The organism is Variovorax boronicumulans (genome assembly GCF_040544675.1).
GTDB classification, from domain to species: Bacteria; Pseudomonadota; Gammaproteobacteria; order Burkholderiales; family Burkholderiaceae_C; genus Variovorax; species Variovorax boronicumulans_D.
The window spans coordinates 75,003-90,877 of record NZ_JBEPKK010000001.1 but is presented as its reverse complement, the minus strand read 5'-3'; the positions used below and the strand labels follow the sequence as shown (position 1 = coordinate 90,877).

General features: G+C 67.5%; 16 protein-coding genes and 1 pseudogene. 10 read left to right on the top strand and 7 right to left on the bottom strand.

Annotated elements, in window-relative coordinates:
• Positions 1–7: 7 nt before the first annotated feature.
• Positions 8–1,321 (bottom strand): MFS transporter, encoded by a 1,314-nt coding sequence (locus tag ABIC90_RS00335; protein WP_354352049.1) that lies wholly within the window; start codon positions 1,319–1,321, stop codon positions 8–10.
• Between the two features lie 100 nt (positions 1,322–1,421).
• Complete coding sequence (locus tag ABIC90_RS00330) at positions 1,422–1,880, bottom strand: MarR family winged helix-turn-helix transcriptional regulator (RefSeq protein WP_354352048.1); 459 nt, start codon at positions 1,878–1,880, stop codon at positions 1,422–1,424.
• A 74-nt stretch (positions 1,881–1,954) separates the two neighbouring features.
• Between ABIC90_RS00330 and ABIC90_RS00325 the strand changes: the two genes are divergently transcribed.
• On the top strand, positions 1,955–2,503 hold the full coding sequence (locus tag ABIC90_RS00325) for a PaaI family thioesterase (protein ID WP_354352047.1): 549 nt from the start codon (positions 1,955–1,957) through the stop codon (positions 2,501–2,503).
• A gap of 43 nt (positions 2,504–2,546) precedes the next feature.
• Here the strand turns inward: ABIC90_RS00325 and ABIC90_RS00320 are convergent, their stop codons facing one another.
• The gene (locus ABIC90_RS00320; protein ID WP_354352046.1) at positions 2,547–2,990 is read right to left on the bottom strand and encodes a winged helix-turn-helix transcriptional regulator; all 444 of its coding nucleotides are present in this window, start codon (positions 2,988–2,990) and stop codon (positions 2,547–2,549) included.
• A gap of 100 nt (positions 2,991–3,090) precedes the next feature.
• On the opposite strand from ABIC90_RS00320, the gene ABIC90_RS00315 reads away from it, so the two are divergent.
• The 7 genes and pseudogenes from ABIC90_RS00315 (at position 3,091) to gloA (ending at position 10,301) form a co-directional block, all read left to right on the top strand.
• A complete protein-coding gene (locus ABIC90_RS00315) occupies positions 3,091–4,305 on the top strand; it encodes an MFS transporter (RefSeq protein ID WP_354352045.1) in 1,215 nt (404 codons plus the stop codon).
• 218 nt (positions 4,306–4,523) lie between these two features.
• Complete coding sequence (locus ABIC90_RS00310; RefSeq protein ID WP_354352044.1) at positions 4,524–5,279, top strand: hypothetical protein; 756 nt, start codon at positions 4,524–4,526, stop codon at positions 5,277–5,279.
• Between the two features lie 286 nt (positions 5,280–5,565).
• The gene (locus ABIC90_RS00305; RefSeq protein WP_354352043.1) at positions 5,566–6,642 is read left to right on the top strand and encodes a Fe(3+) ABC transporter substrate-binding protein; all 1,077 of its coding nucleotides are present in this window, start codon (positions 5,566–5,568) and stop codon (positions 6,640–6,642) included.
• A gap of 43 nt (positions 6,643–6,685) precedes the next feature.
• Positions 6,686–8,362, top strand: coding sequence for an ABC transporter permease (locus ABIC90_RS00300; protein WP_354352042.1), 1,677 nt, complete (start codon positions 6,686–6,688; stop codon positions 8,360–8,362).
• Positions 8,359–9,042, top strand: coding sequence for an ABC transporter ATP-binding protein (locus tag ABIC90_RS00295; protein WP_354352041.1), 684 nt, complete (start codon positions 8,359–8,361; stop codon positions 9,040–9,042). Before ABIC90_RS00300 ends, ABIC90_RS00295 begins: the two co-directional genes overlap by 4 nt.
• 100 nt (positions 9,043–9,142) lie before the next feature.
• A pseudogene (locus tag ABIC90_RS00290) lies at positions 9,143–9,823 on the top strand (glutathione S-transferase family protein).
• 64 nt (positions 9,824–9,887) lie between these two features.
• Positions 9,888–10,301 (top strand): lactoylglutathione lyase, encoded by a 414-nt coding sequence (gene gloA, locus ABIC90_RS00285; RefSeq protein WP_354352040.1) that lies wholly within the window; start codon positions 9,888–9,890, stop codon positions 10,299–10,301.
• A gap of 27 nt (positions 10,302–10,328) precedes the next feature.
• On the opposite strand, the gene ABIC90_RS00280 is transcribed toward gloA, so the two are convergent.
• From ABIC90_RS00280 to ABIC90_RS00265, 4 genes are all read right to left on the bottom strand, one after another.
• Positions 10,329–11,057, bottom strand: coding sequence for a haloacid dehalogenase type II (locus ABIC90_RS00280; RefSeq protein WP_354352039.1), 729 nt, complete (start codon positions 11,055–11,057; stop codon positions 10,329–10,331).
• Between the two features lies 1 nt (position 11,058).
• Positions 11,059–11,694 (bottom strand): bifunctional 4-hydroxy-2-oxoglutarate aldolase/2-dehydro-3-deoxy-phosphogluconate aldolase, encoded by a 636-nt coding sequence (eda, locus tag ABIC90_RS00275; RefSeq protein WP_354352038.1) that lies wholly within the window; start codon positions 11,692–11,694, stop codon positions 11,059–11,061.
• 160 nt (positions 11,695–11,854) lie between these two features.
• Positions 11,855–13,687 (bottom strand): phosphogluconate dehydratase, encoded by a 1,833-nt coding sequence (gene edd, locus ABIC90_RS00270; RefSeq protein ID WP_354352037.1) that lies wholly within the window; start codon positions 13,685–13,687, stop codon positions 11,855–11,857.
• A 220-nt stretch (positions 13,688–13,907) separates the two neighbouring features.
• Positions 13,908–14,495, bottom strand: coding sequence for an OmpA family protein (locus tag ABIC90_RS00265; protein ID WP_354352036.1), 588 nt, complete (start codon positions 14,493–14,495; stop codon positions 13,908–13,910).
• A 165-nt stretch (positions 14,496–14,660) separates the two neighbouring features.
• On the opposite strand from ABIC90_RS00265, the gene ABIC90_RS00260 reads away from it, so the two are divergent.
• Together ABIC90_RS00260 and ABIC90_RS00255 are read left to right on the top strand one after the other, a co-directional pair.
• Positions 14,661–15,338, top strand: coding sequence for a gamma-glutamylcyclotransferase (locus ABIC90_RS00260; protein WP_354352035.1), 678 nt, complete (start codon positions 14,661–14,663; stop codon positions 15,336–15,338).
• Positions 15,335–15,874 carry a superoxide dismutase family protein gene (locus tag ABIC90_RS00255; RefSeq protein WP_354352034.1) on the top strand — a complete coding sequence of 180 codons (540 nt, stop codon included), beginning with the start codon at positions 15,335–15,337 and terminating at the stop codon, positions 15,872–15,874. The genes ABIC90_RS00260 and ABIC90_RS00255 overlap by 4 nt, the downstream gene beginning before the upstream one ends.
• Position 15,875 lies beyond the last annotated feature (1 nt).

Below are 15,875 nucleotides of genomic sequence, written 5' to 3'. Positions count from 1 at the left end.
CGTGTCATCAGGCGCGCGCCACGGTGGGCGTTGTCGGCGTGCCGGCCTTCGCTGCCGGGCGGCGGATCAGCATCACGATCGCGGCCGCGACCAGGCAGGCCGCGCCGGCGGCATACAGCGCCGGCGTGTAGGTCAGCAGCAGCGTGCGCGAGAAGCCCGCGCCGTAGGCGGCGGTGGCGGCGCCCAGCTGGTGCGCGGCAAAGATCCAGCCGAACACCAGGCCCACCTTGGCGGGACCGAAGGTGGCGCCCGCGAGCTTGACGGTGGGCGGCACGGTGGCGATCCAGTCCAGGCCGTAGAACATCGCGAAGAGCCCCAGCCCGTAGATGGTGAACTCCGAATGCGGCAGCCAGAACAGCGAGAGACCGCGAAGGCCGTAGTACCAGAAGAGCAGCTTGCGGTTGTCGTAGCGGTCCGAGAGCCAGCCCGAGAGGATGGTGCCCACGAAGTCGAAGGCGCCCATCATCGCGAGCACCGAAGCCGCGGGCACCGCGCCCATGCCGTTGTCGCCGCACAGCGAGATGAAGTGCGTCTGCACCAGGCCATTGGTGCTGAGCCCGCAGATGAAGAAGGTGCCGGCCAGGATCAGGAAGGTGCGGTTGGTTGCCACTTCCTTCAGCACGCGGAACGGCGTGGCGAAATTCATCATCGCCACCGGCGCGGCCGGTGCGGTGGGTTCAGCGCTGGGCACTTCGCCGAACGGCAGCAGGCCCACGTCGGAGGGCCGGTTGCGCACGAAGCACAGCGCCAGCACCGCGATCACCACGCTGCCGATGACGATGGGCACCATGGCCGAGCGCCAGCCCCAGTTCTCGATCATCCAGGCCGCGAACGGCAGGAAGGCCAGCTGCCCGGTCGCCGAGCTGGCCGTGAGCATGCCGATGACCAGGCCCCGGCGCGCGACGAACCAGCGGTTGGCCACCACCGCGCCGAGCACCAGCGCGGTCATGCCGGTGCCCAGGCCCAGCATCAGGCTCCAGAGAAAAAAGAGCTGCCACAGCTGCGAAGCCAGGGTGACCAGCGCCATCGCCACGCCGACCAGCGCAAGGCCGGTGAACATCACCGCGCGCAGGCCGTAGCGCTCCATCAGCACCGCGGCGAAGGGGCCCATGAGGCCGAAGAGCGCAAAGCGCAGCGCGAGCGCCGACGAGATCTGCTCGGTGCTCCAGCCGAACTCCTTGCCCAGCGGCTGCAGCATCGCGCCCGGCAGGCCCAGCGCGGCCGACATCGTCAGCATGGTGAAGAACGTGATCGCGGCGACGATCCATCCGTAGTGAATGCCGCGGCGCTGCAGCCATGCGGAGAGGGGAATTGCGAACATGCGACCTCTGCTGTCGGCGTGGGTGTAGAGGAGGAGAAAGAAAAGGAATCCGTTGCGCGCTGCGGTCAACGCGGCTTTCAGTGCGTGTGTTTGGCGCGGCTCAGTCCGGGAGTTCGGCCGCGTCATCGGCGGCGCCCAGCAGCTCGAGCGAGTCGTCGATCAGCTGGTGCAGCGCCAGCACACGCTCCACGCCGAGCAGCGCGTTGAGCTTCTGCTGCGCGGTCTTCCAGTGCAGCTGCGCTTCGCGCCACTTGGTCTCGCCTTCGGGCGTGAGCGCCACCAGGCGGCTGCGCGCATCGGCACCGGCGGTCTGTTCGACCCAGCCCGCGGTGATCAGCGGCTGCAGGTTGCGGCTGAGGGTGGAGGCGGTCATCTTGAGCTCGACCGCGAAATCGACCGGGCGCACCGCACCCAGGCGCTTGAGATGCGAGAGCAGCGAGTACTGCGTGGTCTTCAGGCCGCTCTGCGAGACCTCGGCGTCGTAGTGCGCCGAGAGGCGGCGCATCAGCTGTCGTACTTTGAAACTGGTGCAGCCGCGCGGCTTGGTGGGGGTGTCCATGGCGACGATTGTAGGTGCAACTGTTGCATATACAATTCACCACCTCATTCAAAGCCCCCAGGAGCAACTCAGGCATGACGCAAACCACCAACCCCCTCGACGCATGGATCGCCGAAGAGCGCGCGATCATCGACCGCCTCGAAGGCGGCCCTGGCCCCGGGCTCGCCCGCCCCGAGCAAGTTGCGGGCAAGACCGGCCTGGAGGTCATGCAGGCCATGCTGAACGGCGACATTCCCTACGCGGCCATCGCCAAGACGCTGGACTTCACGATCATCTCGGTGAGCAAGGGCGTGGCCGTGTTCCAGGGCACGCCGCTCGCGCAGCACCTGAACCCGCTGGGCACCATCCACGGCGGCTGGGTCGCTACGATGCTCGATTCGGCCCTGGGTTGCTCGGTCCACACGATGATGCCGCCCGGCCGCGCCTACACCACCGCCGAGCTGAGCGTGAACTACGTGCGGGCGGTCACGCCCAAGGTGCAGCGGGTGCGCGCCGAAGGCAAGGTGATCCACTGCGGCCGGCAGCTGGCGACCGCCGAGGCGCGGCTGGTTGGGGCGGACGGCACGCTGTATGCGCATGCGACGACGACCTGTTTGGTGTTCGAGGTGCCGGCGGCGCGATAGCGCACGGAGGTCGACCGCGTCGCGGCGCGGCGGGCTCGGATCACTACTTGTCGACCACCACCACGTCGCTTAACGACAGGGCGCGCCCATCGGTACCGGAAACCTTCAGGCAGGCCACCGGCTTGCCGCTCTCCTTGTCCACAAGCCGTGAATGGCGCTCGCCGCGGCGGAAAAGATTGCTCTCGCCCCATTGCCTCAAGCCAACGACGACAGGAAAGAGCGTCTGGCCCTTGGGCGTCAGAACGTATTGCTGGTACGTCGTGCCATCCGAGGCCGGCTGAACCTCCAGCACACCCTCCTCCACAAGCGCCTTGAGTCTGCTCGCCAGGATGTTGCGAGCGACGCCCAGGCTCGCTTGAAACTCGCCGAATCGACTGACCCCGTCGAATGCGTCTCGCACGATCAGCAGCGACCAACGGTCGCCGATGACGTCCAGCGCACGCGCAACCGGACAACGCGCCGTGTTCATCCTTTTTCGTTCAGCCATGGACACCTCCTGACAGCGAATATGCCGCCTATCAGTTGCATTTTAAAACCAAGAAGCCATACTCCTTCTAGTTTCAAAATAAAACCTGAATCGCAAACCCATGGACAAGCCGAAAAGCCCTCCGAACATGCCGCGCAGGCTGGTCGCTCTCTTTGCCTGCACAAGCGGCCTCAGCGTTGCGAACGTGTACTTCGCACAGCCTTTGCTCGACAGCCTGGCGACGGACTTCGCCATCGCGCCGGCCTCCATTGGCGGTGTCGTCACGGCCACCCAGGCGGGGTCGGTGCTGGCCTTGCTGCTGCTCGTTCCTTTGGGTGATCAATATGACCGTCGGCGACTTGCCCGCCTTCAGTTGATGGGTGTCATCTTCGCCCTTTGCGGCGTGGCTCTGGCTCGAAGCACCGTCTCCCTGATGGTGGGAATGCTGGCGGTCGGCCTGTTGGGTACCGCCATGACGCAGGGAATGATTGCCTATGCGGCGAGCGTCGCCGCTTCTCATGAACGTGGGCGCGTTGTCGGAGCCGCGCAGACCGGCGTGGTCGTCGGACTCTTGCTCGCAAGGGTCTGGTCGGGCGCCCTTGCCGACTTGGTCGGTTGGCGCGGCGTGTACCTCGGCTCGGCCGTCGTCATGGCTGCGCTCGGGGCATTCATATGGCGGCAGTTGCCCTCACAGCCGACCACGGCCTCGCGCCTGCCGTACACCCGGCTCGTCCGGTCGACCTTGGGCCTCTTGCTGACGGACCGAGTGCTCAGAACCCGAGGCACCCTGGCCTTGCTGATGTTCGCTGTCTTCAGCATCTTCTGGAGCGCGGTCGCGTTGCCGCTCACTGCGCCACCCCTGTCGCTGTCGCATTCGGCCGTCGGAGCCTTCGGTTTGCTCGGTGCGGTCGGCGCATTCTTCGCAGGGCGGGCAGGACGTTGGGCCGACCAGGGTTGGAGCCAGCGCACAAGCGCGGCTGCGCTGGCGCTGCTGCTCCTGGCTTGGATACCGCTGAGCCTCACGGAACGCTCCCTGTGGTGGCTCGTTGCCGGTGTCTTGCTGCTGGACGTGGGTTGCCAGGCGCTGCATGTCACCAACCAGGCAATGATTCTTCAAGGGCCGACCGAATCGCACGGCCGGCTCATCGGGTGCTACATGCTGTTCTATGCCGTGGGCAGCGGCGCAGGGGCCATTGCGTCGACGGTGATGTACGCGCACGCAGGATGGTCTGGCGTGTGCATCCTGGGTGCCTCCGTGAGCCTGCTTGCACTGGTCGTCTGGGCCACGACCAAGACATCCTCTCGATTCAGGCCGCTGCCCAATGTGGGGAGGTGACCGTATTGGCAGCGCGCAGTGACCAGGGGAAAATTGGGAATCGCTAATGCTGACGCGGGGTTACAGCCGATGTGGCTCGAGTATGGCTTGGCGCGGCTATTGGCAACAAATGGGCAGGTCGAGGCCAGAGAACGGCCAGGAAGGGCTGTAAGCAGAACAGCCCGTGGGAAGTGCTCACGGCCCTTAACATCTGTCGCCCCAACAAACGAAGATACGCGATGCCAGTCGAAATCTTTCGCAAGAATCTAAACGCTGCGAAGCTCCGTGGCCTTGACGCACAGTCGAGGTTTGTATTCGCGTCTGCCGGCCACGTGTTCAACGAGCTTCTACTTCTGCAGAAGCTGGTTCACGTATCACGACTTCCGCCAAATATTGAGGGGCCTGCAATGGACTCAAGTGTGGGGGTTGCTATGTTCATGCTTAGGACGCTGGTCGGAAAAACATACGAAGCGATCCTGCTTTTGAGGAAGCAGACCATCGCCACGCCGCTCCGAGACCAGTATTTCGCCAGTGTTGCGGGCTTGAGCGAGCGATGGGATGAGGTGCTCGACGCGGCGGACAACCAGCCCTGGATGAGCGTCGTGCGGAATCAAGGTGCATTTCACTATCCGAACGCAAACCAGATGGCGCCTTTCCTCACCGATGCCTTTTGCGAAGATGCCTATGTCTTGATCGGGCAGCGATATGGCGACACCTACTTCCACTGGGCGGAAATGGCAGCATCCCTTCCCGCGTTGAGCGCGGTGAACCCCACCGATCCAATGGCAGGACTCGCTCGGATGATCGACGACATCGGCGAGTTGCTGGGGCGGCTTACGGACTGCTTGGCGCTCGGCTTGACCGCCTATATTGGCCAATATCTAGCAAACGACCACGAAGGACTTGTCAATCCAGTCCAAGTGGAAGCCCCTGACTTCGAGACCTTTCATCTTCCATACTTCTTTGCTGACCCTCGCCACCCTGCCGCTGGGTGAGGCGTTGGCGGGCGGCAGTTGGAGTACTGCCAAAGGCGGCGACAACTGCCAAAGACACGGCAATTCGGAGTCTAAAGCCGCTGCCAAACCCGGCGATGTTTCCTGCCAAAGCCGATCCAAATCACTGCCAAAGGTCGCGGCCCGCTTCAAGTAAACCTCGGCCTTGTAAGTCCAAACGGCTCCTCCCCCCCGCCAGGAGTTGATAATTGTTCGCATCGGCGTAGCCGCAAGCAAGCTGGCCGCCGATACCGCCCGAAGAACAAATCACCGACCTGGAGGATCTTTCATGACCCAACGTTCCGGCACTCCGACGCCTGCCCGCTTTCGCGCCCGCGCCGCGCACGCACTCCTCGGCGTCAGCACCGCCTGGCTCACCCTCGCCGCCCTGCCCGCGCACGCCGCCGAAGAGCTCACGCTCTACACGACGCGCGAGCCCGCGCTGATCCAGCCGCTGATCTCCGCCTTCAGCGCGCAGAGCAACATCAAGGTCAACACGGTGTTCGTGAAAGACGGCCTGCTGGAGCGCGTCAAGGCCGAGGGCGCACGCTCGCCGGCCGACGTGCTGATGACGGTCGACATCGGCAACCTCATCGACCTGGTCGACGGCGGCGTGACGCAGCCGGTCAAATCGGCCGCGCTCGAATCGGCGGTGCCCGCCAACCTGCGCGGCGCCGACGGCCAGTGGTTCGCGCTGTCGCTGCGCGCCCGCGTGCTCTACGCCGACAAGGCCCAGCCGCTCACCAGCTTCCGCTACGAAGACCTGGCCAACCCCAAGTACAAGGGCAAGGTCTGCATCCGCGCGGGCCAGCACCCCTACAACACGGCCCTGGTCGCGGCGCTGATCGCGCACGATGGCGAGGCCAAGGCCGAGCAGTGGCTGCGCGGCGTCAAGGCCAACCTCGCACGCAAGGCCACCGGCGGCGACCGCGACGTGGCGCGCGACATCCTCGGCGGCATCTGCGACATCGGCATCGCCAACTCGTACTACGTGGGCCAGATGAAGAGCGCCAAGGAAGGCACCGACGCGCGCAAGTGGGGCGACGCCATCAAGGTGGTGCGCCCGACCTTCGCCAACGCCAAGAGCGGCGGCACGCACGTCAACATCAGCGGCGCTGCCGTGGCCAAGAACGCACCGCAGCGCGCCAACGCGGTCAAGTTGCTGGAGTTCCTGGTGTCCGAGCCGGCACAGGCGCTCTATGCCCAGGCCAACTACGAGTACCCGGTGCGCAAGGGCGTGGCGCTCGATCCGATCATAGGTCAGTCCATCGGCGAACTGAAGGTCGATCCGCTGCCGCTCACCGAAATCGCCAAGTACCGAAAGCAAGCCAGTGCGCTCGTTGACAAGGTCGGCTTCGACCAGTGACGGGATCGATCGGGCCCGCCTTGCCGGTGCCTGAAGCATGCGAATGACACGGCGCCAGCCACCAGCCCTGCAAACCGCGGGACCGGTCTGGCGCCTTGCCTCGTTCGCCATCGCCATCGGCGTGCTCGCGCCGGTGCTCACGCTGGCGTGGCTCGCGTTCGGCTCCGGCATGGGGCACTGGGGGCCGCTGTTCGCACATGTGCTGCCGCAGGCGGCGCTCAACACGGCCTTGCTGCTGACCGGCGTCGGCACGATGGTGCTGGTGATCGGCACCGGTTGCGCCTGGCTGGTCACGGCGCATGACTTTCCGGGGCGCGGCGTGCTGCACTGGGCGCTGCTGCTGCCGCTCGCGATGCCGACCTACATCGTCGCCTTCGCATACCTCGACCTGCTGCACCCCATCGGCCCGGTGCAGGGCGCGATCCGCTGGGTGCTGGGCTTCGACAGTCCGCGCCAGTTTCGCCTGCCCGATTTGCGCTCGATGCCGGGCGCGATCTTCGTGCTCGGCTTCGTGCTCTACCCCTACGTCTACATGACGGCGCGCGCGATGTTCATGACGCAGCCGGCGCACCTGATGGAAGCCGCGCGCACGCTCGGCGAAAACCGGCGCGGCGCGTTCTTTCGCGTGGCGCTGCCGCTTGCGCGACCGGCCCTGGCCGTGGGCCTGAGCCTTGCGCTGCTCGAAACGCTCAACGACATCGGCGCCTCCGAATTCCTGGGCGTCAACACGCTCACGGTGGCGGTCTACACAACCTGGATCACGCGCTCGGATCTGGCCGGCGCGGCGCAGATCGCCTGCGCGATGCTGTTCGTAGTGGTGGCTCTGGTGTGGCTGGAGGCCAACGGCCGCAAGCACCAGCGCTTCGGCTCGGCGCAGCGCATGCGTGCGGTGCAGCCTCGGCGCCTGCACGGCGGCGCCGGCTGGGCGGTGACGGCCATCACGACGCTGCCGGTGCTGATCGGCTTCGTGGCGCCGGCGCTCTACCTTGTGTGGGAAACCGTCAAGCGGCTGCGGCAGGGCGGCGGCATCTCGCAGGGGCTGATCGCGAGCCTGGGCAACACGCTGGCATTGGCCGCGGGTGTCACCGCGGTTGCGGTGGCCGCCGGGCTGGTGGTGGCCTGGGCGGCGCGCAGCCAGGGCTCGGGCCTGAACCGCGCCCGCTGGCAGGCACGCGCGGCCACGCTGGGCTATGCGGTGCCGGGCACGGTGCTCGCCATCGGCCTGCTGACGCCGGCGCTGGCCTTCGATGCAGCACTGGCCACCGCCTTCGGATGGCCCGGCCTGCCGCTGATGGGGGCGGGCATCGTGCTGGTGGTGGCCTGCGCGATCCGCTTTCTGGCGATGCCGGTCGGCGGCATCGAGGCGGGCCTGGCGCGCATCCCGCCCGCCATCGAACAGGCCTCGCGGCTGCTCGGCGAAACCACGGCGGGCACGCTGCGCCGGGTGCATCTGCCGCTGCTGCGGCCGGCCATTGCCGCGGGCGCGCTGCTGGTCTTCGTCGATGCGATGAAGGAGTTGCCAGCCACGCTGCTGCTGCGCCCCGCCAACTTCGACACCCTGGCCACCTGGCTCTATGCCGAGGCCGCGCGCGGTACTTATGAAGAAGGCGCGATCGCCGCGCTCGCCATCGTGCTGGCCGGCCTGCTGCCGGTAATGCTGCTGGCGCGCAACCAACAACCGGGCACGCCCTTGGCCGTGCCTGTTCCGGACACCGCATGAGCGCCCCACTTCACCTCGATTCGATCCAGCTTGCGTACGACACGCCGCGCGGCCTGCACACCGTGGTCGACGGCTTTTCGCTGTCGCTGGCGGCCGGCGAAATCGCCTGCCTCTTCGGCCCCTCGGGCTGTGGCAAGACCACGGTGCTGCGCGCCATTGCGGGCTTCGAGCCGCTGCGCGCCGGCACCATCCGGCTGGCCGATGTGCTGCTGTCTTCAGCGCAGTCGCACCTGCCGCCCGAGCAGCGGCGCGTGGGCATGATGTTCCAGGAGTACGCGCTGTTCCCGCACCTGTCGGCCGCGAAGAACGTGGCCTTCGGCCTGCGCCGCCTGGGCCGCGCGGCCCAGCAGGCACGCGTGGCCGAAATGCTCGCGCTCGTGGGCCTGGCCGATGCCGGCGAGCGCTATCCGCACGAGCTCTCGGGCGGGCAGCAGCAACGCATCGCACTGGCCCGCGCACTGGCGCCCTCGCCCGCGCTGCTGCTGCTGGACGAGCCCTTTTCCAACCTCGACGGCGGCACGCGCGAGCGGCTGACCGCGCAGGTGCGCGGCATCCTCCAGCAGGCCGGGCAGACGGCCATCCTGGTCACGCACAACGAGGCCGAGGCGCATGCCATGGCGGACCGCATCGGCGTGATGCACAACGGGCGCATCACGCACTGGCTGGACACGGAGCCTTAGCACAAGGCGTCCAAACAGCGAATGGGCTTTCCGGGAAAAGGTTGTTCGGGATCGCAAGAATCGGCGGCGATCCAGACACCCAACAGCGGAACGAAAACCCATGTCCCAGCCCCTCACCCTCGTCAGCCACCTGCTGTGTCCCTACGTGCAGCGCGCCGCCATTGCGCTGAATGAAAAAGGCGTGCCCTTCGAGCGCGTCGTGATCGACCTCGCGAACAAGCCCCAGTGGTTCCTGGACATCTCGCCGCTGGGCAAGGTGCCGCTGCTGAAAGTGCAACGCGCCGACGGCACCGAGGCCGTGCTGTTCGAGAGCAACGTGATCTGCGAGTACCTCGAAGAAACGCAACCCGGCGCGCGCCTGCACCCTGAAGACCCGCTCACCCGTGCAGAACACCGCGCATGGATGGAGTTCGGCTCGGCCATTCTGGCCGACCTCTGGGGCTACGAGACCACGCAGGATGCCGCCGTGTTCGCGCAGAAGCGCCTCGCGCTGGTCGCCAAGTTCGAGCGCGTCGAAGCCGCGCTCGGCGCGGGCCCCTAATTCGCGGGCGACAACTTCAGCCTGGTCGATGCGGTCTTCGCGCCGGTGTTCCGCTACTTCGAGGTGTTCGATGCGCTGAGCGATTCGCACATCTTCGACGTGCTCCCGAAGGTCGACGCCTGGCGCAAGGCGCTGGCCGCGCGCCCCAGCGTTCGCGATGCGGTGGTGCCCGAATACCCGCAGCACCTGATGGAATTTCTGAAGCGCCACGAGTCGCACCTGCTGACCCTGGCTGCTTGATCGCCACGCACGGAAGCCGACAATGACGGCCTCACTTTCCTCCACAACTACACGGCACCACGAGATGCGATTTCTTCACACCATGCTGCGCGTTGGCAACCTCCAGCGCTCCATCGACTTCTACACCCAGGTGCTCGGCATGAACCTGCTGCGCACGTCCGAGAACCCCGAATACAAGTACAGCCTCGCCTTCCTCGGCTTCGACAAGGGCAACCCCGAGCAGGCCGAGATCGAGCTCACCTACAACTGGGGCACCGAGAGCTACGAGCTGGGCACCGCCTACGGCCACATCGCGCTGGGCGTGCCCGATGCCTACGCGGCCTGCGACAAGATCAAGGCCGCGGGCGGCAACGTGACGCGCGAGGCCGGGCCGGTGAAGGGCGGCACGACGGTGATCGCCTTCGTGACGGACCCGGACGGCTACAAGATCGAACTCATCCAACGCGCAGAGAGCGCGGAAGGCGGCGGCCTGCGCTGAAGCGCGTTGCGTCTGATCGCGGGCTGATCAACAGCCCAGCAGATCGGCCAGATCGTCGATGTCGCGCGCATGCAGGCTGTTGTCCTGCACGGGCGACACATCCTTGGGCTTCACGCGGCCGAATTCGAAGGGCCGCTCGATGTACGCGGTCTTCAGGCCGCACACGCGCGCCGCGGCCAGGTCGTCGTGGTGCGCGGCAGCCAGCATCACCTGGCCCGGCGTCGCATCGAACACGCCCGCCACGCCCAGGTAGGTGCGCGGGTCGGGCTTGTAGGCCTTGAACACCTCGGCCGACAGCACGCAATCCCAGGGCAGGCCGGCGCGCTTGGCCATCTCGGTCAAGAGGCCGATGTTGCCGTTGGAGAGCGTGCAGATGGTGAACTTCTTCTTGAGCCGCGTGAGCCCCGGCACCGCATCGGGCCAGGCCGGCAGCCGGTGCCAGGCACGGCTCAACTCGCGCCTGGTGGCGGTGTCGAGGCGGTCGGCAAGGCTGAAGTCGCGCAGCACCTGTTCGAGCATGCTCAGGTGCAGCTCGTCGAGCAGCGTGAAGCCGCCCTCGCCCGCGGCGATGCGCTCCATCACGGCCTTCATCGCAGGCTGATAGCCCGCGCGCCAGGCCAGCGCGAATGCCGCGCCGTCCACGCCGGGCAAAGCGCGCTCGACCTCGGCCGCGATGCCGCTGTGCCAGTCGACCACGGTGCCGAACACGTCGAACGCGATGACCTTCAGGTCGCTCGCGTCGAACTGCGGCTGCATGTCAACGCGCCAGTTGGCTCGCCGCGCGGGCCAGCTGCTCGATGCGTGCCCAGTCGCCGTCGCGGATGGCGTCGGCCGGCACGATCCACGAACCGCCCACGCAGGCCACGTTCGAGAGCGCCAGGAACTCGGCCGCGTTGCCCGCATGGATGCCGCCCGTGGGGCAGAAGGTGACGTCGCCGAACGGGCCGTGCCAGGCCTTGAGCATCGGCAGGCCGCCGGCCTGCAGCGCGGGAAAGAACTTGAGCTCGGTGTAGCCGTCTTCCTGCGCCATCATGATTTCGCTGCCGCTGGCCACGCCGGGCAAGAGCGGCAAGCCCAGGTCGCGGCAGGCCTTGCCGACTGCGCGCGTGTAGCCCGGGCTCACGCCGAATTTGGCGCCGGCCAGCGCCGAGGCCTGCGCGTCGGCGGCGCTGCGGATGGTGCCGGCGCCGGCCACGGCCTCGGGCACGTCCCTGGCGATGGCTTCGATGCATTGCAGCGCCTGCGGCGTGCGCAGCGTGACCTCCAGCATGCGGATGCCGCCGGCCACCAGCGCGCGCGCCAGCGGCACGGCGTCTTTCACGTCGTTGAGCACGATGACCGGAACGACCGGTGCATCGCGCATCACGTCGAGGGCGGTGAGTTTTTCTGCCATTTCATTGCTCCAGTACGTTATGCATGGCCCGCGAGTTGAAACCCGCGGAGCCCAATTCAGGAAACACCGCGGAACCGGCTTTGCCGGGCCGCTGGTGTTGCCCCCGGTAGGGGGTTGGCGCAGGCGACACGAAGTGCGCGCAGCCTGGGGGCGAGCTCATTCACAGCCATGAGCAGGCTCCTTCTTCAGCGGTGAGTGCATTGCGGCGCATGCCGGCGAACAGTTCGCGGCCGAGGCCGTGTCCGTCGGCGGTGCGCTGCGCTTCGGGCTGCGTCGCGGTTTCGCGCGCGGCCCATTCGTCGTCGGGCAGCAGCACGGCGAGCGTACCCGCCACCGCATCGAGGCGGATGAGGTCGCCGTCGCGCACCTTGGCCAACGGCCCGCCGGCCGCCGCTTCGGGCGAGACATGGATGGCCGCCGGAATCTTGCCCGACGCCCCGCTCATGCGGCCGTCGGTGACCAGCGCCACCCGGAAGCCCTTGCCCTGCAGCACCGACAGCGGCGGCGTGAGCTTGTGCAACTCGGGCATGCCGTTGGCCTGCGGCCCCTGCCAGCGCACCACGCAGACCACGTCGCGCTCCAGTTCGCCGGCGGTAAAGGCCTTCTGCAGCGAGGCCTGCGAGTCGAACACGCGCGCGGGCGCTTCGATGACGTGCCGGTCGCCGGGCACCGAAGACACCTTGATCACGCTGCGACCCAGGTTGCCGCTCAGCAGCTTCAAGCCGCCGGTGGCGCTGAACGGCTCAGACACCGTGCGTGCGACCGCGTCGTTCTTCGACGGGGCGGCGGGCGTCCATGTCAGGCGCTGCTCGCCGCCTTCGGCCAGCGTCGGGATGTTGGCGAATTCGCGGATGCCCCCGGCGCGCACCGTGAGCACGTCGCCGTGCATCAGGCCCGCATCGACCAGCTCGCCGATCACGAAGCCGGGGCCGCCAGCGGCCTGGAACTCGTTCACGTCGGCGCTGCCGTTGGGGTAGACGCGGGTCAGGAGCGGAATGATGTCCGAGAGCTTCGAAAAATCATCCCAGTCGATCAGGATGCCGGCCGAACGCGCCACGGCCACCCAGTGGATCAGGTGGTTGGTGGAGCCGCCCGTGGCCAGCAGCGCGACCATGGCATTGACGATGCAGCGCTCATCGACCATCTCGCCGATGGGCGGACAGCTGAATGCGGCATCGCCCGCCTTGCCCAGCACGGTGCGCACCGCTTCGCGCGTGAGCGTGTCGCGCATCGCATCGCCGGGCTGGATAAACGCGGTGCCGGGCACGTGCAGGCCCATGGCTTCGAGCAGCATCTGGTTGCTGTTGGCGGTGCCGTAGAAGGTGCAGGTGCCCACCGTGTGATAGGCCGCCATCTCGGCATCGAGCAGCCCTTGCCGGCCCACGAGGCCCTGCGCCGCCTGCTCGCGCACCTTGGACTTGGCGTTGTTCGAGAGGCCCGAGGGCATCGGCCCCGCGGGCACGAACACGGTCGGCAGGTGGCCGAAATGCAGCGCGCCGATCAGGAGGCCCGGCACGATCTTGTCGCACACGCCGAGCATCAGCGCGCCGTCGAACATGTCGTGGGTGAGCGCGATGGCGGTGCTCATGGCGATGACGTCGCGGCTGAACAGGCTCAGCTCCATGCCGGGCGTGCCCTGCGTCACGCCGTCGCACATGGCGGGCACGCCGCCGGCCACCTGTGCCGTGGCGCCGAGGCGCCGGGCCTCCTGCTTCACGATGTCCGGGTAGCCCTGGTACGGCGCGTGGGCCGAGAGCATGTCGTTGTAGGCAGTGACGATGCCGATGTTGGGGGCGCGCTCGGCCACCACCCTGAACTTGTCGTTGGCCGGAATGCCGGCCACCGCGTGCGCCACGTTGGCGCAGCCCATGCGGTCGGAGCCGCGGTCGCGGGCGCGAATTTCGGCCAGCCTGGAGAGGTAAGTGCTGCGCAGGCCAAGGCTGCGCTCGCGGATGCGATCGGTGACGTCGCGGACGGTGGGGTGTGTGCTCATGGGGTCGATGGCTCTTGCTGCGTGTCGCCGGAGCGACTGGGGGCCGGGAGACTCATGGTACCAAGCCGGGCGCCCGAGGCCTGATGAAATGCAGGCGGCAAACGATACGAATTTACTCAGGCATGGCACGCAGCGCATTGCACGATGCACCCGCCGTGAAGAAGGCATGAAAAAGCCCGGCGTCACCGGGCTCTGCTTCAGACATGAAGGCGTGAACCGCTCAGTCCACCAGCTTGGCCTCGACCCGGCGCGCTTCCGCGTCGTTGCCGGTACCGGTGGTCACCTCGGGCCGCTTCAGTTCGATCCTGTTGGCCGGCACGCCCAGACCCACGAGCACGTCGCGCACCATCTCGGCGCGCTTCTTCGCGAGCGAATCGTTGAGTGCCGCATCGCCGGTGGTGTCGTGGAAGCCCGAGACCACCGCCTTGCGGCCGCTCTCGACGCCCTTGATGACCGCCGCCAGCGCCTCGGCGGCGCCCGGTGCGAGGTCGGCGCTGCCGGTCGCGAAGTAGAAGTTCACCACGCCGTTGATCACGCGAATGCTCGCGCCGTCGGGGATGGTGACCGTGACCGTCTCGGTCACTTCGGCCAGCCTGGGCGCCTCGCCCGGCGCTGGGGACGAAATGACTACCGAAGGAGGATCGACCCGAGTGGCGGCCGGGGCGCTGCTGCCGGTGGCTGCAGCCACGGCGGCCGAGCCCGGCCCGCCCTTGTACATGATCGCAAAACCGACGACCGAGAAGATCACCAGCGCGATGAGCGCGATCAGGAACCCCAGGACAAAATTCTGTTGGCCGTCTTCGCTCATGGGTGCGTGTGCTCCGTAATCGAGGGGTCGGTAAATAATCGGCTGGTGAACCATGATCAGGAAATTCTAGGCTGCGCACCCGGCAACTCCGTGTCGGACCCGGCGCCGAATCCAGGACCGCCCGGACTGGACCCCCTGCCCCGCCCCCTGCGCGACCCGCAGCCCATGCTGGAACGCGCCATCGCCGACTGGGGCGGGCACGACGATCTCTGGCTGTTCGGCTACGGCTCGCTCATCTGGCGGCCCGAGTTCGGCTTTGTCGAGCGGCGGGCGGCGTGGGTGCACGGCTGGCACCGGGCGCTCAAGATGTGGAGCCGCGTGAACCGCGGCAGCGTGCAGACGCCGGGCCTGGTCTTCGGGCTGCTGTCCGGCGGCAGTTGCCGCGGCGTGGTGTTCCGCGTGCCCAGGGCCGAGGGCCTGGACACGCTGCGCCGCCTCTGGCTGCGCGAGATGCCCACCGGCGTGTACGACCCGAAGTGGCTGCGTTGCGGCACGGCCGAAGGCCCGGTGCGGGCGCTGGCCTTCACGCTGTCGCGGCGCAGCCCCAACTTCACCGGCGACCTCAGCGACGAGCGCTACCGCCACATCTTCGCCAATGCGGTCGGCCGCTACGGCAGCTCGCTCGACTATGCGCTGCAGACGCTGCTGGAGCTGCAGCGGCACTCCATCCACGATGCCGCGCTGGCCCGCCTGGTGGCCCTGGCCGCCGCGCAACAACAAGAGCAGCGGCAACAGACCGGCGCCCCCGCCGATTGCGACCCGCCGCCTGCTCCGGTATATGTTCCGGGGTCTACAGACAATTTTTCGTCCCAACCTCTTGCAGCCCCCAAGGAAAAACCATGAACCATCGTCGTCTCATCGCCACCGGCACCGTCGTCCTCGCCTCCGCGGTACTCGCCGCCTGCGGCAGCATGGGTGGAAAGCCGAGCACGTCTGTCGAGCTGGTGCCCACCGGCGCGATCACGCCGAACCCGACCCGCGGCACCGTCAAGCTCACCGCCCTGGACCACGGCGTGCGCATCGCAGGCGAGGTGCGCGGCCTGGTGCCGGGCAGCGAACACGGCTTCCACATCCATGAAAAGGGCGACTGCGGCAACAACGGCGAAGCCTCGGGCGGCCACTTCAACCCGGCCGGCGGCACGCACGGCAAGTTCGCCGCCCCGGGCAGCCATGCCGGCGAGCTGCCGAGCCTGGTGGCCGACGCCAGCGGCGTGGCCCGCTTCAGCGTCGAAGACCATGCGATCTCGATGACCGACGGCGCCGCCAACAACGTGGTGGGCCGTGCGCTGGTGGTGCACCGCGACCGCGACGACTTCACGACCCAGCCCTCGGGCAACTCGGGCCCGCGCATCGCCTGCGCGGTGATCCCGAAGGGCTGAG